Source organism: Rhodococcus sp. T2V (genome assembly GCF_029269925.1).
Lineage (GTDB): Bacteria > Actinomycetota > Actinomycetes > Mycobacteriales > Mycobacteriaceae > Rhodococcus_F > Rhodococcus_F koreensis.
In genome coordinates this window covers 1-19,091 of the sequence record NZ_JARJBD010000139.1, presented here as the reverse complement: position 1 = coordinate 19,091, position 19,091 = coordinate 1, and the positions used below count along the sequence as shown (strand labels likewise).

The 19,091-nt window shown below is 63.9% G+C and carries 12 protein-coding genes and 3 pseudogenes; 2 read left to right on the top strand and 13 right to left on the bottom strand.

The window, feature by feature from the left end:
• Positions 1–1,233 precede the first annotated feature (1,233 nt).
• The 4 genes and pseudogenes from P3H15_RS49505 to P3H15_RS49490 form a co-directional block, all read right to left on the bottom strand.
• Positions 1,234–1,515: pseudogene (locus P3H15_RS49505) on the bottom strand (hypothetical protein); the annotation flags it as partial.
• A 486-nt stretch (positions 1,516–2,001) separates the two neighbouring features.
• Entirely contained in the window at positions 2,002–3,765 is a 1,764-nt protein-coding gene (locus tag P3H15_RS49500; RefSeq protein WP_276144059.1) for an FAD-dependent monooxygenase, read from the bottom strand.
• 120 nt (positions 3,766–3,885) lie between these two features.
• Entirely contained in the window at positions 3,886–4,221 is a 336-nt protein-coding gene (locus P3H15_RS49495; protein ID WP_276144058.1) for a hypothetical protein, read from the bottom strand.
• Positions 4,211–5,398: a cytochrome P450 gene (locus P3H15_RS49490; RefSeq protein ID WP_276144057.1), complete on the bottom strand. Its 1,188-nt coding sequence runs from the start codon at positions 5,396–5,398 to the stop codon at positions 4,211–4,213. The genes P3H15_RS49495 and P3H15_RS49490 overlap by 11 nt, the downstream gene beginning before the upstream one ends.
• Before the next feature lie 176 nt (positions 5,399–5,574).
• Here P3H15_RS49490 and P3H15_RS49485 point away from each other — a divergent pair.
• Positions 5,575–5,922: pseudogene (locus P3H15_RS49485) on the top strand (transposase); the annotation flags it as partial.
• A gap of 309 nt (positions 5,923–6,231) precedes the next feature.
• Here P3H15_RS49485 and P3H15_RS49480 read toward each other — a convergent pair.
• The 3 genes and pseudogenes from P3H15_RS49480 to P3H15_RS49470 all read right to left on the bottom strand — a co-directional run bounded on the left by P3H15_RS49480 (position 6,232) and on the right by P3H15_RS49470 (position 10,984).
• A complete protein-coding gene (locus P3H15_RS49480; RefSeq protein WP_276144056.1) occupies positions 6,232–9,702 on the bottom strand; it encodes a serine/threonine-protein kinase in 3,471 nt (1,156 codons plus the stop codon).
• A gap of 118 nt (positions 9,703–9,820) precedes the next feature.
• Positions 9,821–10,110: pseudogene (locus tag P3H15_RS49475) on the bottom strand (IS630 family transposase); the annotation flags it as partial.
• 412 nt (positions 10,111–10,522) lie between these two features.
• Positions 10,523–10,984 carry a MarR family winged helix-turn-helix transcriptional regulator gene (locus P3H15_RS49470; RefSeq protein ID WP_276144055.1) on the bottom strand — a complete coding sequence of 154 codons (462 nt, stop codon included), beginning with the start codon at positions 10,982–10,984 and terminating at the stop codon, positions 10,523–10,525.
• Between the two features lie 88 nt (positions 10,985–11,072).
• On the opposite strand from P3H15_RS49470, the gene P3H15_RS49465 reads away from it, so the two are divergent.
• Complete coding sequence (locus tag P3H15_RS49465) at positions 11,073–11,714, top strand: hypothetical protein (protein WP_276144054.1); 642 nt, start codon at positions 11,073–11,075, stop codon at positions 11,712–11,714.
• Positions 11,715–12,319: 605 nt separating this feature from the next.
• Here the strand turns inward: P3H15_RS49465 and P3H15_RS49455 are convergent.
• From P3H15_RS49455 to P3H15_RS49430, 6 genes are all read right to left on the bottom strand, one after another.
• The gene (locus tag P3H15_RS49455) at positions 12,320–13,588 is read right to left on the bottom strand and encodes an aconitase X catalytic domain-containing protein (RefSeq protein ID WP_276144052.1); all 1,269 of its coding nucleotides are present in this window, start codon (positions 13,586–13,588) and stop codon (positions 12,320–12,322) included.
• Complete coding sequence (locus tag P3H15_RS49450) at positions 13,585–14,133, bottom strand: DUF126 domain-containing protein (protein ID WP_276144051.1); 549 nt, start codon at positions 14,131–14,133, stop codon at positions 13,585–13,587. Before P3H15_RS49450 ends, P3H15_RS49455 begins: the two co-directional genes overlap by 4 nt.
• A 100-nt stretch (positions 14,134–14,233) precedes the next feature.
• The gene (locus P3H15_RS49445) at positions 14,234–14,716 is read right to left on the bottom strand and encodes a hypothetical protein (RefSeq protein ID WP_276144050.1); all 483 of its coding nucleotides are present in this window, start codon (positions 14,714–14,716) and stop codon (positions 14,234–14,236) included.
• Between the two features lie 474 nt (positions 14,717–15,190).
• Entirely contained in the window at positions 15,191–16,564 is a 1,374-nt protein-coding gene (locus P3H15_RS49440) for an MFS transporter (protein WP_276144049.1), read from the bottom strand.
• A 209-nt stretch (positions 16,565–16,773) separates the two neighbouring features.
• Positions 16,774–17,616, bottom strand: a complete 843-nt coding sequence (locus P3H15_RS49435) for an SDR family NAD(P)-dependent oxidoreductase (protein WP_276144048.1) — start codon at positions 17,614–17,616, stop codon at positions 16,774–16,776.
• The gene (locus tag P3H15_RS49430; RefSeq protein ID WP_276144047.1) at positions 17,609–19,006 is read right to left on the bottom strand and encodes an NAD(P)/FAD-dependent oxidoreductase; all 1,398 of its coding nucleotides are present in this window, start codon (positions 19,004–19,006) and stop codon (positions 17,609–17,611) included. Before P3H15_RS49430 ends, P3H15_RS49435 begins: the two co-directional genes overlap by 8 nt.
• Between the last annotated feature and the right edge of the window lie 85 nt (positions 19,007–19,091).

Below are 19,091 nucleotides of genomic sequence, written 5' to 3'. Positions count from 1 at the left end.
TCTACCGGGCACCGCTCCCCTCGGCGGCTTGACGGGAACCATAGGGACACCCCCCCCCCGGGGCTACGCCGACTTCGACTCTGGCGCCGCAACGAAGTTCGTCCTCGACCCGCACGGGCTCATCTTGGCCTGAACCACCCGACTCTCGTAAATTGAGAATCATGTCGCCGGGTCCGGCTGACATTCCCAGCGCTGGCACTCACGGTTCACAGTGCTCCGCGTTCTCGGTGGGACGCGCTAACCATGCGTCGTAGCGTCAGGGGCTGACTACGCGACCGGTTTGAGTGTATGCGCGGACGACACGAAGGATCAGTATGAAGATATTCCCTCAAAGACGGTCGGTTCGGGCTCGCAGGGTTCCGGCAGCACACGGCGAGATTGACAAACTTCGGGTTGAGCCTGGTAACAGCTGATTCTGGGGTGGCGGCTCAGGTGTTGGTGAGGACGATCAGGACATCGTCGTGGCAGGGCGCCCCCGTCGTCGAGGGGCGATTGCTCGCGCCGGAGATCTTCAAATGCCAAGTGGTGCCCGCTCCTCGCGGGTTTTCAGCTGTTTGGCAAGTAGGAATCGGCGGTGTGGCAACGGCTTCGGCGCGGCTCAAAGACCTCCCATACTCAGTGGTGCGGTGTGGATTCGCCCAGTAGGCGGGTCGCCACCGCGCCTTGGCGGCAGCACTACTGTGCCTTGGTCGAGGAGTCCTCGATGCCGGACATGATTAGGATCCTGATGACCCGCCAGCATTCCCCCGCAATCGGGCCGTTTATCCTGCTTTATCCGGTACGCGCGTCGTTGGTGTGTGAGCAGATATTGGGGCGGCGGATCCCTTCTGCACTAACTTGCCTCGAATTCATTGCGGACATATCGGTCTCCTCGAGGGGTTCTGTCACTTGACCCGAATTCAGCCTCGATGACTGTTTGGGCACTGCCAACGAGGCCCTGCCTACCTGGTCGTTTCCGATGAGCCCCAGGACTGCCGCGCCCGCGGAGGGACGACCCGTTCATTCGGGCGCCGTCGTTCTCGGCCGCCAGCTCCAATTCCTGAACCGATGGTGGGGTACCCGTAGAAGGCGAGATCGGCCCGAACCAGCGGGTCGGCGGGGGCGACAGGAACCGTCTTCGACCGACCTACATGCCGTCGACACGGGAACGCTCCTCCGCGAATACTTCGGGCACATCTACCAACTCGACATGGTCGCCTCTCGGCTCTTGTGTGCTCAGGCGAGGCGACACTCGTGCCGCAGGACCGGCAGGTCGGCGATCCCGTCGGCGTCGGTGACCATCCGACCGACCAGCGATCCAACAGTGCAGCACGGGTTGGCGCCCTTGTCGGTCGGCACGCTCAGGTGCTCGTCGGCGAAAGTGAGCAGGCCGCTGGCCTGCTCCAATTCCATCACCGGGACCAGTCCCGCGGTCGACACCAGAGTCGGGTCGTCGACCCTTGCCGCCGGGACGGGTCGGGTGTGAGTAGTTGCATTTACGAGTCGGCCTTCGCGGTGGCCGAATTGTTTCTGCAAGTTCAATTCTTCTACTACGACTGGATATTTCGCCGTTGCGACCCACCCAAGGAATCATCCGGATCGGTTCGACCAGTGTCCGGCTCGGGCGAGGGCGTGTCGCACCGGACATGCGACGCTATTGAACAATCGCCGTATCTCGTTGATTGTCAGATGGATATCCCGCCGAGATCGGCCTGGACATATCCAGGTACCCCATCGTCGCACACATGGTGTCGTGAGCGAAGCTGTCTCCGCGCCATCCAGTCCGGTGCCACCGCCGGCGGCGGGCGCACCCGCGGAGCAACCCTTACCCGAAAGGGTTGCTCGGCGGTCGCCCCCGCCGCCGCGAAGACCAATACCTTTCTCGAAGAACGCTTACTACACTTCCGCATCAACACCACGCGACGCATCCGTAACCTCAGCACCCAACTCGCCGCGCTCGGCTACACCGTGCCCCTCACACCACCGCCTGACCCACAACCCAGCAACGTTGAACGGGCCCTGCTATACCTCAGGTGTTCCGGTCAGTGCGAGGACATCACGCAATGCGGCGGCGAGTTCCTCTGCAGGAGTGTCCGACCGATCCTGTGCACGCCAAGCGATGTGGCGGTCCGGCCTCACCAGAAGAGCACCACCATCGCCGATCTCCCGCATCCGCGTCCAGTCACCGGCAACGTCGTCGTACTCGCACCGGTACCCAATATGAAACACCGGCAGCTCGATCCCCAAGTCGGCGGCCACTGACTGAGCCGCCTTGCTCCACGACTCACCTCCGATGCCGACGATCAGGCTGAACCGTCCGTGCCCCGCCAGGTCGAGTGTCGAGACGCGTCTACGGTCCTGCTCCACCCAAGCATGCGGGAGATACGCACCTGGATGAGTCGTAGGCTGGTAGTACAGCTCCGGGTCCCGAGTCGACTCCGGCCACGATGTTCCGTCATCCAGCACCGCACTCGACGAGGTGTAGCGCTGACCTATGTCTGTCCCGTGGGCAGTCGTCCGATAGTGCTGTAAGTCAGTTGCAGCGGCAAGCTTCTCGCGTCTCTCGGCGCCAACCGGCCCGTCGGCCCACAGCTCGCGCAAGATCGCCCAGCCCTCTTCGGCCGACTGGCCGGCGCGTAAGCCGATCGCAGCTCCCACCGCGCGCATGTTGCCCAGGTTCTGCATCGCTCGCTCGACCACATGCCGTCCAACAGGCTGACGCTCCTGGTCATAGCTGTCGAGCAGCGCCTCGCCCGCCCATCCCCGCAACACGAAGGCGAGCTTCCATGCGAGGTTGTAGGAGTCCTGAATCGAGGTGTTGCTACCCAATCCGCCCGCGGGAGGGTGTCGGTGAGCGGCGTCGCCGGCCAGAAACACGCGGCCTCGGCGGTACGTCTCGGCCACAGTGTGGTTGACCTCCCAGAGGGCCGTGTCCTTCACCCGCACGGGAATGTCCGGGACCCCGATCAGTGATCGCGCAGCCTCGATGACTGCCTCGTCGGAACGGTCGGGCTCGCCCTGGCTAGGGTCGAACTGTCGGGCGAAAACCCACTCGTTCCACCGAGCGACATTGAGGAACGTACCCGAACCGATCCAGGAGTCACCTCCCGGCTGAATCATGAAGTAGAAGTGGCCTGGCCGATAGGCCGCGTACTCAGTGAGGTCGACCTCGAGCCACGCACTCATCATTTTCATGACCCCGGACTCTCCCTCGAAAGGGATGCCCAGCTGCTCCGCGATGCGCGAGCGCCCGCCGTCCGCAGCTATCAGGTACTGGGCATGAATGCGGTACTCTTCGCCTGAGTCACGATCCAGGATGGTCGCAGTTACCCCGCTGCTGGACTGCTCGATCGCCACCACATCGTGGCCGAATCGAACGGTGGCTCCCTTGGACTTCGCCCCCTCGAGCAGCACCGGCTCGAGTCGGTGCTGACCGATATTGTAGTTCTCGCACGGGCTGGCCATCAGATAGTCCGACGCCCTTTGATCGACGCCATACGTGCGGTAGCGGATGATCTCATCCCCCGTGAAACTCGTCGCGTAGACGTAGTTTCCTTGCTCCTTGAAGGGGATGCCGACGCGCTTGGCATTTTCCTCGATGCCGAGGTCACGGAGGACCTCCACTGTGCGTTGGTTCGTGACGGTGGCGCGCGGCTGCGGAGCTGTACCGGAGTGACGAGACACGGTGATGGCATCGACTCCCAAGTCGGCAAGCAGCGCAGTGGCCGTCAGGCCCGCCGGTCCGGCCCCTACGACCAGGACTTCCGTCGAGGTGGTGTGAAGCATTTCTCTATTCCTCCAAATATCATTTGCCAGCGCTACCTTGAAGCTGCTGATTCGATTCCGCCTTCGCCTCTACCCGAGTGGACCCGGCTAGGCTTGATTAATATCTACTGTATTCAGTCGTCATTCGAATTCCAGTCGGAACATGTCGACGTACGCGCCCAGTCTGCGCACCTCCGCCGGCGATCTCCCAAATGCGTGCGACGGCCTTCCCTCGAGCCTGTTGAGTGCGAGGCGCGGAACTTCTTCGCCGAGCACATTGCGGCCGTCATTGATGGCGACCGCAATGATCGTGTCCGCTCGGGTGGCGACGGCGTTGAGCAAAGCCGAGGGACCCGCGTATTCCAGCGGCAAGTCTTCGGGGAGCTTGACGACGCTACGCCCTGAGGCGATGGCCGACTCGGCGAACGACGATTGCCCGAAGACATGCGACTTGGCACCCGCGCTATCACTCGTCATCCAAGATTGCGCGCATCTCCAGGTGAGAGAAGCCACGAAGCAGGTTATTGAGCATGCGCTCACCGTCACCCAGTTCGAATGTCTTGACTCGAGGAACGAGCTGCTCTAAGAGAAGCCTGATTTCCAACCGCGCGAGAGTCATTCCGATGCAAGCGTGCTCACCGGCACCGAACGCCAGGTGATCGCTCGCCTTACGGGTGACGTCGAAAACGTCGGCATTCTGGTACTTCCGCTCATCGCGGTTCGCGGATCCGTAGAGGACCATGACGCGCGACCCGGCCGTGATGGTGACATCGCCCAACCGGTGGTCTTCGGTGGCGACTCGACAGAACAGCTGGATCGGGGACTCCAATCTGAGTCCCTCATTGATGGCATGCCGGATCAGCGCCGGATTTTGACGCACTTTCTCCCACTGATCAGGATGGGTGGCGAACAGCCAGAGGATGCTGCCGATCCCCAGAATCGTGGTGTCGAGAGACGGTGCCGTGTAGTCCTGGACCATGACGGGGCACTTCTCCGCGGGAAGCTCACCCGCCTCACCCGCGGCAAAGAGAGCCGCCGCCCAACCATCCGGGTCGAGGGTGTCAGGCTTGGCGCTCAGGGCGAAGTCGACCATTTCCTTCGCTTTGGGCAGCGCGGCGGCGGTACGCTCGTTCATCGGGCCGAGCGCGTCGAATGCTGCCGCGGCCCAGTCGAGCATCCGTTCACGTCCGTAATCGCCCAGGCCGACGAGCTTGGAGACAACGGTCAAGGGCAGGTGCTGGGCGAGTTCCTCGATCACGTCGAACGAACCGCTGGCGAGAACTCGATTCACGACCGCTGCGGCTTCCCTTTGCAGTAGCGGTTCGATGTCTCGCAGCTTCTCCGCTGCCAGCGGGCGTTGTAACACCTGCCGCATCACTCGGTGCTCCGGCGGGTCACTGTTGATGATGTTGCCTCTTGTCGCCGTATTGAACACGTCGTTCAGCCCGACCCCCTGAGCGGAACTGAAGACCTCACAGTTCATGGTGACCTCACGCACCCCTGCGTATTGGGTGATCGCGTAGAGGTCGTACTGGGGAAGGTGAACCACTGGGCCCATCTCGCGCAGCGCGGCGTACAACGCGTACGGGTCCCGCAGCGCGTCGTCGGTGAAGAGATCGATGTCGGAAACCGGGATCTGTGACTGCACGGTCATCAGGAGTCCTGTCTGTCTTGATAAGAGAGTGGCGGCTGCCTGCTTGGAGGGTGATTCGGCGGAACTGGTTCATGAACACGCAGAAGGCAGCTGCGGCCACGGCGCCGTCGAGGGGCGTTCGAGTGGTTGACCTGCGCTAGCGCTTGCGCAATTGAGCGGGCCTCATTGTCACTCCTATGGGACGAGTATGGCGTGCGTCACGTAGTCGCGCACTAGTGGCGACTGTATTCATTCGCTCGCCTGCCGTCAAGGGTGCTGAGGCCGGACAACCTGTGGGGCGCCGTTTCGGCGAACGCTCCGAGGATCGCGTCAACAGCCGCAACGGCTATCGCCACCGCGCTTTCGATACCCGTGCCGACACTCTCGACGTCGCCATCCCCAGGCTTCGTTCCGGCTCATATCTTCCGGATCGGTTGCTGCAGCGCCGCAGACGGACCGAGAAGGCGCTGACCTCTGTGGTGGCGACCTGCTACCCGCTCGGTGTCTCGCCCCGACGGATCGAGAGGCTCGTCGATTCCCTCGGCATGGGACGACCTCGTGCGCGGAGCGATCGGTGCGATCGTTCTGATCGACACCCGCCGTCTCGACGGCAGTTTCGCGCTGTCGACTATTTCGAATCCCGTGGGCTTCCCTTCCTTGTGGCCGTCAACGATTTCGAAGAGCACCGCGATACCCCCTGGACGACATCCTGGCCGCGTCGGCCGTCGCGGCCCCGGGCCGATCATCTCCGTCGATGCACGTAACCGTGCCTCGGTCAAGACTTCACTCCTCGAGATCACGGCATATGCCCTGCAGGAGTTGAACAATCGAGTGTCCTCTTGACACTGGCATGGTCAGGTCGGTTGCTTCTCCAGCTCGACGAGATACCCCGCCAAGACGGTGGACGCAGTAGCGCCCGCGCCTTGTGCCCGGAGACCTCGTGCCAACCGGCTCACGGCAGGCCCGGCGTCGAGTATCGGTCGGACCAGCCCGAGGCGGGCGCACTGCTCGGCGAGCGGCCACAGTTCCGCCAGCGCGGCATCCTCGCGTCCTGTGGCGGCCAGCACTTCGACCTTCAGCAGGGCGGCGTTGAGGAATGCGCGGGGGCGGGCCCGTCGGTCGATCGACTCGACGAGTGCAAGCACCCGCGCATGGACCGCTTCCAGGTCGTGCACCTCGGTCTGGGCAGTCAGTGCCTCCCGGATCATCGAGTCCTCCTCCAATTCTGAGGTGAGGACGGCAATTCCGTTGTGCCGGTCGCTGCGAGGTGCGGGCTCGCGGTCGACCTGGGTCCCGGATGCCGCCCGCCCGAGTTCGGTTCGGACCCGTTCGTTGACCATTCGCGCTGCCAGTCGGGGCAACCGCAGGCGATGTGCCAGCCGGGCGCCCTCGTCGAGACGGGTCTGTGCCGCGTCCTGCTGTCCGAGCAGACGCTTCAGTCGTGCACCCGTCCCATAGGTGGCGACCATGAAGTCGACGGTGCCACCCTCCGCCCCCAGAGTGTGGCTGCGGTCGAGAAGCCGATCCGCTTCCGCGAGGTGACCCTGGTCGTAGAGGAAGTCGCCGAGAAGTGCGGCGGTGAGCCGGGTGCCATAACCGAGCCCTTCCTCGGCTTCCGTGGCCAATTCCATGGCATGGCGGAAGTTCGCCTCCGCGGCCGGAAGATCGAGTTGTTCACGTGCCGCGATCCCGGCCATGCAGTATCCGTAGATGACGCTGAACGGGCCACGGGAACGCTGATGGAAGGGAAGCGCCCATTTCTGCCATCGGCGAGCTTCGTCGAAGTCGAAACGATGGATAGCGTGGAAGGAGGCGGCGTCTGCCGCTCCGCACAACACCCAGGGTCGCAAGGTGGTGGCCCGTGCCATGCAGCCCTCGACGGCCTCGTCGAGCCCGTCGAGCCCATCGTTGAAGACTGTGACGGTGGCCCGGATGAAGGCCGCCTCGACGCGCATATCGACCGATGCGGGATCGTCGCCCGCGGTGTCGAGTGCTGTTTCCGCGACCGAGAGAAATTGTTCGGCGTTGCGGGGGTGATGCAGCAATGCGTGCGCCCACGCGTGTGCGATTTGCAGTCGGGGGCGATTGGTGGTCGTCTTCGCCGGCAACTTCGCGGCGAGGCCGAGGAGAGTTCCCATCTGCGACTGCTCGAGCAGGTCCATCGCGGCGTTTTCGACGAGCGCGACAGCGTCGTCCTCGTCGCCTGCGAGGAGATAGTGGTCGACTGCCTGGCTGAGAAGGTGCCGGCCTCCGAACCACCGGCCCGCACGCCGATGGAGTTCGATCACCCGGTCGGGATCCTCACGCTCGAGGCGGTGTTGGAGGAATTCTGCGAACAGGTGGTGATAGCGGAACCAGTCGCCCTCGTCGTCGAGGCGTCGCAGGAACAGATCCCGTGACTCGATGTCCTCCAGTTCTGCTTGGCCTTCCTGGTCGCTGGTGAGCGCGCGTGCCAAGCTGCTGCAGGTCTTCTCGGTGATCGAGGTTGCGAGTAGGAAGTCGAGGGTTCGTCGATCGAGACTGCCGAGAACGTTGTCGGCCAGATACTCGCCGATGGCCCTATTCCCCCCGGTCAGGTGCTCGATCAGCCTCCGTGGATTCGGGTGATCGCGTAGCGCCAGCGAGACCAGTTGCAGTGCGGCCGCCCACCCGTCCGTCGACTGTTCTAGTTCGACGATGTCCGGTTCGTCCAGGGCGAGTCCGGAACGGTCGACGAGCAATTGGGTCGACTCGTGAACATTGAAACGCAATGCCGTGGCGTCAATTTCGATGAGTTCGTTGTGCACGCCCATGGTGCTGAGCGGGAGACCGAGCCGGGTACGGCTGGTGACGATCAGGTGCAGGTGGTGACAGCCCTGCTCGAGCAGGAATGCCAGCGCCGATCGCGTGTCCTCGTTGCTCACGCGGTGCCAGTCGTCGATGACCAGGGCGACGTGCTGGTCGGCGGAATGCAGCTTGTCGATCAACGAGGTGAGAACATATCGCTCGCGGCCGGCGCCATGGATCTCGATTTCGCGGACCAGTTCCCGGCCGAAACCTGGCTGCGCGACCGCGATGGCCTCGATCAGGTGGGTGAGGAACCAGATAAGCGTGTTGTCGTCGTTGTCGATCGTCAGCCACGCCGTTACCACGCCCTCGTCCCGCAGTGCCTCGAGCCGCTGGGCGGCGAGTGTACTCTTGCCGAACCCCGCGGGTGCATGAATGAGCACGAGACGCGGACGGCCGCTGCGGCGCAGGCGCTCGAGTAGGTGCGTACGCGGCACCGCCGCCCCCGGTGTGACCGGCGGGCGGTACTTGGTGGACGCGCTCGGCGGTGGCCCTGGTTCGATGCAGGTGCCACCGCCGGTCCGATATCGCAGGTATTCAGACACCCCGGCCCCGACCTTGTTCGAGGGCCGGAAGGGGCGGTCGTCGTCACCCGCAAGGGGCAACGGCAGGTCGGCCAGCGCGAGACCCATCCGGTTCCCGGCATCGCGCAGCACGGCACCCAGCTCGGCGGCGGTGGCAGGCCGATCTGCGGGGTCCCGGGCCATCGCCGTCTCGATCACGGCGCAGACCGGGTCGGGGACCCCCGTGTCCCGGAGATCCGGCAACGGCTCTGTGCCGATGCGCAGGAGTTGGGCGAAGACCTGTTCACCCCGGCGACGGGCGTAGGCGGGGTGGCCGGCGAGTGCGGTGAACAGGGTGGCACCGAGTCCGTAGACGTCGGTGACGGCCGAGGCGTCTGCGCCGCTGAGCAGTTCCGGCGCGGTATAGGCCGGAGACCCGGCCACCAACCCGTCCCGGGTTGTCTCGTCACCTCCGGCGATGCGGGCGATACCGAAGTCGGTCAGCTGTGGTTCGCCGTACTCGGTCAGCAGGATGTTGGCGGGTTTGATGTCGCGATGCAGTACTCCCCCGCGGTGTGCGGTTTCGAGGGCGCCGGCCAGCTTGACCCCGACGGCGAGTACCTCGGCCGCAGTCAGCGGCCCGTGCGCGGCGATCCACGATTCGAGGGAGTCTCGGCGATGGAACGGCATCACGATGTAGGGGCGTCCGGTGTAGGTGATGCCGGCTTGCAGGACGTGGACGATGTTCGGGTGCCCGGACAACCTGCCCATGGCCTGCTGCTCGCGCAGGAAACGGGCGCGATCCATGTGGTCCGGATCGGGACTCAGGACCTTGACGGCCACCACCCGATCGAGCGCGGGTTGCCGGCACCGATACACGATGCCGAAGCCGCCACGCCCGGCGATACACCCGTCCTCGAGGCCCTCGGCCGCCAGCTCCGCGACGATGTCTGCATCGACCCGGCGTCGAGTGTTCTCGGTGGCGTCGTCCGGCATGGTTGGCCCTCAGCGCGTCGCGGCCGGTTCGTCGAGGCGCCGCTTCCGGGGTGCCCGGCACCTGTCCATGGGGTCTCCTCGCGATGTGATCACCCCATTCTAGTGATGTGTCTCTGATTTAGCTGGTCTTGTCGAGCGCGACGCGGCCGCGCGCGACCTTGGCGAGGATGGATTCGGCGGTCGCGGTCCATTCGTACGGTCGGGGGTTTTCGTTATGCGCATCGAGGCATTCCTCGATCGAGGCAATGAGGTGCGGTCCGGAGTGAAAGACCCCGCGCCGCAGAGCTTTATCGGAGCAAACATTCGACGAGATTGAGCCACGAGGAGGAGGTGGGAGTGACGTGCCAGTGGAACCGGGAGGCTGTCGAGCCAGACCCGGGCCTTCTCGTGTTTGTGAATGGCGTAGTGGACCTACGACCTGCGCCGGCTCAAGACCCATGACCTGATCACCCGCATCGCCGGCATCGCCGGCACCCACCGGTACCACGTCACCGACCACGGACTCGACACCGCGAAGTTCCTCACCTGTGTCCACGACCGGATCCTACGCACCGGCCTGGCCGAATTCGCCACACGCAACTCGCGGCATGAAACATCAAGCAGTCGAACGTGACCCGATACACCACAAACTTGACCTCGAGGACCGGCTACGCCGCCGCTAGCCCTCGTTGAGGTTGGAGAACTGCCCGTCCCGGTCTGGGCGCCCTCGACGGTCTTCGCGTTCGCTTGCAGGCTGAACCCCTCGGCCTTGAGCAGATGCGTGACCTTGACCGCCGAGACCGGGTGTCGGGCCGAAGTCAGCCCCGAGGCAACGGCACGCTCATGGTCGCTCCCGATCACCGAGTCGTGAGATGACCGACATGAACTGCGTTCGTTGGGTCGCCGACAGCGGCGCGAGTAGCTCTTGCTGGATGCCGTCGAGCACGGCGTCGAGTTCCCTCAGTGTCGTCGAGCCAGACTTTGTGATCGACACGATCTTGCGTCGACGATGACGGGGGTCGATTTCGCGTTCGACCAGCTTGCGTGCTTCGAGTTCGGCGAGGACTGCGGTCACATCGCTGCGGTCGATGCCGGTGTCGCGGCCAAGGTCGGCTTGGCTCTCAGGTCCCCATTGCTCGAGTGCGGCGAGGAGTCGGTAGTGGTACCCACGCAGCCCGTCGCCGTGTTCGGCGAATCCCGCAACCAGTAGTGCGGACGCTCGGGCCGCTGCCCGGCTCAGCAGCCACGTGGGACGCTCCTTGAGTCGATCCGGAGTGCGGCCGGGGGTGGGGTGATCGCGCATATTTCCAAGCGTACACCCATTGTTGGCACAGCCAATGTTCGCCATGTTGGTCTTTCCAACATTTAGATCAGTCAACCAAGGAGCTCAGATGTCAGCAAGGACGGAGCGCGTGCTCATTGCCGGACGCAGTGGATCGGTGCTGGTCGACGCCGTGAAGTTGCTGCGAGACCGGGGATGCGGCGCGAACGCGACCAACCAGTTCGACACGCTGCTCGACGACTACGACATGCGCGAGGTTGATCTCGTGATCTTCGGCGGCATGGTTCCGCCGGACAAGAAGGAGCGCTTGCAGGCGGAGATTCGCACGCTCAACCCGCAGATGAAGTTCATGCAGGGATTGGGCGGTATTGCGCCATTGCTGGTCGCACAGGTGGAGGAGCTTTTCGGAGGAGGGGCCGGTGGTGTCGAGTACGACGCGGGTGCGCGAGCGTTCCGCGTGACCCTCACCGTTGCCGCTCCTGTCATGGTCCACGCGCTTTGGGCCACCTTTGTGCCGCCAGAACCGGTCGGTCACTCAGCGGTCGCGTTCGACGGCGAACTCGCCGCCGGCGCTCACAAGATTGCGATCCCCGACGAAGTGCCCCGGCTGGGCACGTATGCCGTCGTACGAATCGAGGGACGCGTATCCGCGTTCCAGATAGGCGAGACACCTGAGTCGATCAAGCGCATCGCTGCCGCTCAGACGCTGCCTGCGCCCGAGCATGTGACCACGCGCTTCCCTTGGGAGTGAGTGCTTCACACATAGCACCGGCACGTCCGCACGTTGCAGCCGCCCGGCAGGAGACGGCGACCATGGATGAGCGCCAACCAGTGCCGCTTCTTGCCCGAATCGATCGCCATATGCCATATGCCATGGTCCGACGCAATCAACAATCAGACCTGGTTATTTAATATTCGCCGCGACGCTCGCGTTGATCGATGCCGACGAACCCGTCACCGTCGCCGGCATCGTAGAGGCCAGCGGCGTCAGCCGCGCAACACTGTATCGACGGTGGCCCTCGTCGCAGCCGAGGCATGGTCACCAGCCCGAAGACCTTGCGCCTTCGACACGCCGGCGGGACACGTTCAACCCCGATCAGCAGACCCTCGTCGAAACGACTGTCTCCCATCTGACGACGACGGCCGATCGCGACCGGCTGGTCACGCGAGGCACATGACCCGGTCGGCCAGGCTTCTGGCGCTACCCCTCTTGATCACGCTGCACCCGCAACCCATCGTGTCCCTGCGGAGGTCGATCGCACCGGGGGCGACAGTGAATCCGACAGTTTTCGTTCGGCGCGACCAGCACTGCGATTGCGGATCCTCGTCTGACTCGGGCATAGGAACGACGGTCGGTCAGCCTGCTGCCCAAGCAGGAGTCCTCGTGAGAGGTATTCCGGCGACGGCAGACTCGACGCAGTCGTTGATGGTACCGAAATAGACGCCACGCCGGACGAGGCCCGGACCGTAATGCGCGAACTTTCCCGAATTGGTCATGACCGTTTTGACATCCTCGGAGAGCATGTCGGGGTTGAGCATACAAAGACACGTGTCGGTGCTGAATCGTGCGCCGAATTCTTCGACGGTCTGCGCCCATCCTTGACGGACAGCTTGATCAAGGACGAACTTGTTGGTGGTGATCATGAAGTCGACGCCCGGAGCACATTTCTTCCCCGCAACCAAACCGGCCAGTTCGGCACAATCACCCAGCGTGAAGTGCGGACTGCCTACTACAACGAGGTCGAGATTGGTTCCAACTCCGGTGGACAGACCCTTCACTGTGTCATAGAGCATCTCGCCTGTAATCTCGAATATCCTCGTCGGTTTCCGGCCGCCGAGGGCGGCCTCGACGGTGGGCGCCTCGGGGGTTACTCCGACCATATGGAACATTCCGACAGGTCCAGCAGTGGCCACGGCGGCACAAAACGATTTCAGGTCTTCCATGGACGGTTCGGTAGATATTCCATCGATTACGGGGATCAATTCGCCTGAATGCTTTCCGACGAGGTACCCCAGTGCGGTATAGAACGACCCGTCGAGCCGATCCATCGGCGGTACTTTGACCAGGAAAGAACCTTTTCGATTCTTCGGTAGATGAAGTCCGGCAAAAGGGGCACGGCCGGTGATGGCTGCGCAAATGTCGAGGAAGTCACCGTGGCGGTTGGTGCGGGCGCCGATGACTGAGTTCGCGTACACGATGGCGTTGGACTCCGCCCACACGATGTCCTCGCCGAATCGTGGTCCCGCCGGGAAGACGTACGGGGTGCAGGAGAAGATGGGAGAAGCCCCGAGATTCTCGAAGGCGGCGGCAAGTCGATTTGCCTTGTGTGCAAAGTCTTCGTCGATCCCTTGTGTCTTCCAACGTTTCTGGTCGATCGAGATGGAGTTGATCGTGGTCGGCACGCGGACCTGGGCACCTCGATCGACGAGTGTTTCGATAACTTCGAGGCTGCCGGGGCCGGTATAGATGCTGCCGCCGACATGCACGTGGGACACGTCGACGAGTTCGGTGGCACCCTGGATGCGTGCGATACGTGCGACGATGCGCATCGCGATCTGCGCTCCCTCACCGCGTTCGCCGTCCAGCATCTTCCGGTCCTCGGATGAAAGCGTGAGTTCCGTCATCTTATTGTTGCTCCTTCATGCCCGAATGCAGTAACAGAACCGTCTATTGTTATGTCGATGCGGTCGGCTTCCAATGCCACGGCAAAGTCCTTGTCCGGTAGCACAGCGACCGGAATCGTTCGCTTGAAGAATTCTTCGGCAACTACCGAGCCCAATGCGATTATCTCGTCAACTCTGTTCAATATGATTGCGGCCGGCGCGTTTTCCAGGACTATAGAGTCGAGGAGCACCGCACTGCCCGTGCTAGAGCCTTTACCGTGCGGGAGAACAAAGATTTTGCCGGTGAGGCATTCACCGGATAGTGGGTGGCGGCGATCGATGACAGTGCCGGTGCTGGGGTCATATCCGCCCCAGAAGCTGATCATGTCTCTCGTGGCGCAAACCTGCCCGCTCGCGATACCGTCGACTAGCATCGTGGCGCTCAGTTCCATGCCTGCCGAAGTCGGCGCGCTCCGTAAGTTCTCATCAGCAGCAACCGTGGAGTTGGGCGCGACGTCCGACGTCGATTGCGATTGGACAGATTCATTCTCGTCGGTTCCAGTCATACTTCCTCCAGCGTTGTGGTGTGTGAGAGACGATCACATATCGAATGCATGTTGGGGGATACAGTGATCTTTCTGGGCGGACCAGAGCGTGGCTGGTGGGTTATTGCCCGGGCGTTCGCGGCTGGTGAAGATCACCTCGGCGGTCGGTTCGATTGCCGTCGATGTGATGGGTTCGCATGTCACGGTCACGGTGAGTTCCCCTTGGGCCACAGGGTGGTGGTCGGCTGGGCACCAGCGCGTAGTTTGACTGGGCCGCAATGACGTGTCCCGATCCGAGGGGCCGGTCGGCCAGCAGGAGAGCCAGGAGTTCGTCGAGGCGGGGTGGGACGACGTCCGCGACGTCGGCGGCGGGAGCCGTGAGCCGGATGGTGTTGGGGCGCAGGCCGGCCAGTGTGTTGTCGCGGGCTGCGGCCAGGGTGAACGATTTGATCGCGCCGTTGACCGAGTCGCGGGCCAGGCCGGTGCCGGGGTTGTCGATCGTGGTCCCTGCTCCCAGGCCGGTGACGGTGAGGATGGTGCCTGGTGTGGGGTTGTTCTGCATGGCCGCGGCCGCCCGGCGGACGGTCAGGAACAGCATCGTCATGTGGCTGTAGGTGAAACGTCCCCTGTCTGCGTGGTCTATGCCTGAGAGGTTGTGCGCGGTGGTTTCTGGGCCGGGCAGCCAGGCGGTATGGATCAGTGCATCGATTCCGCCGTGGTGAGTCTCGACGTGTGTGAAGGTCCTGTCGACTTCGGTTTCGATGGCCAGTCGGCCTCGGCCGGGTAGGCGGTGGCACCGGTTGCGGTGATCTCGGCGGCAACAGCTTCGGCGGCGTCGGCGGAGAAGCTGTGGGCGATGACCCGGCAGCCGGTATCGGCGAGGAGTCGGGCGGTGTGGGCAACCTTCGGGTTGTTCGACGCCGGTGACGAGGACGCGGGGCCGGTACGACGAACGGTCGGGTGTGCGGGGCAACGGGTGTTCCGCGGTTGTCATCTCACGCTCTCTGACGGTTGTCCTCTGACGCTTCTTGAGGGGAACCCGGTTCGCGTACGGGACGCGCACCGGGTTGGTGGTGTGTCAGTAGGCGGCGCTGTCAACCGCCCGCGGCTCGAGTTTTCCCAGGCCCGAGGACTCCTGGAGGGAGCGTCCCTTCGTTTCCGGTGCCCAGGCGATGCAGACGATCAGACCTGCGAAGGTGATGCCGGCGCCGAGCAGCATGGTGGTTCCCAGGCCGAGGTGGTCGAGGCCGATCGGCAGCAGGTAGGTGCCGACCGCAGCACCGATCCGGCTGGCGGAGGTTGCGATTCCGACTGCGGTGCCGCGGATCTCGGTCGGGAACAGCTCGGTCGGGTATGCCCATTCGAGGATGCTGGGTCCACCCGAGAACAGTGCGTACAGGCAGAAGCAGGCGATGACGATGGGAGCGGCGGCGTACGGGGCCAGGCCGAGGACGGTCAGGGGGATGATCATCAGTGCGAACGACCAGATGATCAGCGGCCGGCGGCCGACCTTGTCGATCAGCTTGATCGCGGGGACCAGACCGATCAGGAAGACCAGGCTGATCAACAGCGACCCGAGCACGGAGTCCTCGGACATGTCGAAGGCGGCGAGGATGGTCGGGCCGAAGGTGTAGAGGGCGAACAGTGGGATGATCTGGAAGGTCCAGAACAGGGTGACGAACAGGGTGCGCTTGCCGTACGGCTTCTTGAATGAGCTCCAGAAGTTCATGCCGGTGGGGGTTTCCTGTTCGGCGAGCAGATCGAGTTCGCGTTCGCTGGGCTCACGGCCGAGCGCGGAGGCGATGTTCACGCGAGCCTGTTCGCGGTGCCCGTTGCTGATCAGCCAACGCGGTGACTCGGGGGTGCCATGGCGGGCGATCATGATCAGCAGCGCAGGGATCGCTGCACTGGCGAGTACCCACCGCCAGGCGTCGTCGCCGAGGGCCTGCACGCACAGGTAGCCGACGATGTAGGCGGTGGATGCTCCGATGAACCACCACGCCATCAACAGACCCATGCACCGGCCGCGCTCTTTGCGCGGCAACCATTCCGAGAGCATCGCTGTCGCGATGGGATAGTCGGCTCCGATCGCGATGCCGAGTATCAGTCGCAGCGCGATCAGCTGCCACCCCTCCTGCACGAAGAGACACAGAATCGAACCCACCAGTAGGGCGGCCAGATCGAGGGTGTACATTAGTTTTCGGCCGATTACGTCGGTGAGCCGGCCGAACCCGAGGCCGCCGATGAACAGTCCGATGAGGGCTGCGGCTCCGACGATACCGAGTTCGGTTGACGTCAGGTGCAGTTGGTTCTGGATGCCGACGATGACGACGCCGATGTTGCCGAGGATGTAGCCGTCGAGGAAGGGTCCACCGGAGGACAGCAGTACGAGTTTGCGGTGAAACTTCCCGTAAGGGGCTTCGTCGATCACGGAATAGGTCATGGTGCTCATCTCCCGATGTGGGTGAGTCGAGGGGTTGGGGTGGCCGCTGTCGGGCAGGTTCGCCGAATCAGCCATTCAGTCGCATCCACGATGTGGCGGAACTTGTTTGTAATACAGTGCGGAGCACATGATCTCGTAGCATTGGGAGCGTCGCGCGCTCCGCACTGTGTTGTTCCGGTCAGAGGTGGTCTGGGTGTGTGACCGGAAATCTGTGTCGATCAGTCCGTGGTGGTCCACGGATTGCGGGTTCCGACGGTCCATCCGCCGTCGACGAGGATTTCGGCGCCGGTGCAGTACGAGGCGTCGTCGGAGGCCAGGAAGGCTGCGACCGTGGCGATTTCGCGGGGTTGACCGATGCGACCGAGGGGGGCCTTGGAGTATTCGGTGGGAACGGCGCCCTGCGGTGCGCCCATCTCGGTGGCCACTCCACCGGGATGAATCATGTTGACCCGTATGCCCTTCGGTCCGAGCTCGCCGACCGCAGCCTTCGACATCGCCAGCAGCGCGGACTTGGTCGAGGCGTAGGCGGAGGTGTAGTCCAGCGGCGCGAACGAGGACACCGAGACGATGTTGATGATCGAGCCGCGACCGATCTCCGCCATGTGCGGTGCGAGGGTCTGCATGCCGAGGAACACGCCGATCTGGTTGACCTCGATGATGCGCCGGTATGACTCGATGCCCGCCACCGCCCGCACCACCAGCTCGCCCGCACACCTGATAGGAATGCTCGGTGATCGATGCGGACAAAGGAGCTCGACCGGGGTCTCGGTGATGGGGTTTTGGTAGTAGATGCCGGCGTTGTTGATGAGCACGTCGATGTGTCCGAAGGCGTCGATGCCGGCGGCGAGGGCGTCGGCCCACTGCTGGGGGTCGCTGACGTCGAGGTGGACGGCGAGGGCGCGGTCGGCGCCGATGTCGGCGGCCAGTTTCGCGACGTCGTCGTCGAGGATGTCGGCAATGACGACCTTGGCGCCGCGCTCGGCGAACAGCCGGGCCTCCGCTTCGCCCTGTCCGCGGGAGCCGCCGCTGATGAGGGCTACCTTCCCGGTGAGGTCAGCCATGAGTGTCTCCGATCAGGGTGGTGGTTGCATCGATGGGGCGCACGGCGCTCGGCGTTGCCAGTGCACTCAGAATGTCTTGGGCGGCAGCGAAGCCGGACTGCACCGCGGTCTCGGTGTACCAGGTGCCGAGGAAGTCGCCGGCGAGCATGATGCGGCTGCCGCGCCGGGTGAGGGTGGGCTGCAGTGTGCCGCGGCCGGGGAAGCAGTACGCCAGGCCCTGTGGCCACCGCTGGACGATGGCCTCCTCTACCTGCCCGGGGAAGCCGGGGAAGATGTCGTCGAGGTCCTGGTAGTAGATGTCGAGGATCTCCTCGTCGCTGCGGTCGATCAGCGGGCGTGCGAAACGGGCCGGGGAGAACGCCATGATGCTGCTGCCCTTGCCGCGGACCGGTTCCGCCGCGCGGGTGGTGTTCGACATGTTGAAGAAGACGTTGAACGCGCGCTTGGGGGTGGCGATCGCGTACGAGGAGTCCCACCGTTGCGGGGTGGTTTCGTTGGTCAGGAAGGCGGCGCTGACGTAGGGACCGTAGACGATTTTGCTGAGCGCGTCGCGGACGTCGGTCTCGAGGTCGGGGGCAATCTTGGACGTGACCGGGGCGGTGGTCGCCAGCACTGCGTAGCGGGCCTTGGCCTCGTGGTCCTTGCCGTCGTAGCGGTAGCGGACGATCACGTGGTTCTTCGCGTGCACGACCTCGGTGACCTCGGCGCCGATCTTGGCCGACTCGCCGAGTCCGGCACCGATGGTCTCGGTCAGCGTCGACGGTCCGCCGACGATGTTGCGGCACAACCCGCCGCTGCGGTCCCAGACCAGGTGGAAGTAGCCGACACCGGCGCCCGCGGAGACCTGTTCGGGGTCGCCGGCGGAGCGGCTGACCGTGGGACGAAACAGGGCGTCGGCGTCGTTGGGCAGGTCACCGACGAAGTCGGTGAAGGTCTTGTCGCCGAGGAAGTCGTAGATTCGCTGCTGGCGAACCCGGTAGTCCTCGCCGTCGCGGGGCGCGGCAACCTTGGCGTACTTCATCACTGCCATCCGAACCTTGATTCCGGCGCGCATGAGGGCGGCGCGGTCGGACCAGGACATCGGCACCCGGAACGGATAGGTCTCCACCCGACCGGAGGTCAGCAGTTTGCCGTTCATCGCCAACCCGGCGAGGCTGCCCGGCACGGGCGTCGAATCGATACCGACCGAACTCATCAGGTCGCCGGTGGCGGTGCCGGGGCCGTTGTAGACGTGCGCGCCCCAGTTCAGCCAGTAGTCGCCGCGGCGTTCGGAGCGGATCCGGCCACCGAAGCGGGGTTCCTTCTCGAGCAGCAGGACATTGCGGTGGCGAAGCCGGTGGGCGGCCGAGAGGCCGGCGAGTCCACCGCCGACGATGATTGCGTCGTACATGATGTCTTCTTTCACTTTGAGGCTCAAATCGCCATGCACAGGCGGTTGGAGTCGAGGATGGCGGCGTGGATGTTGCGGCTCGAGA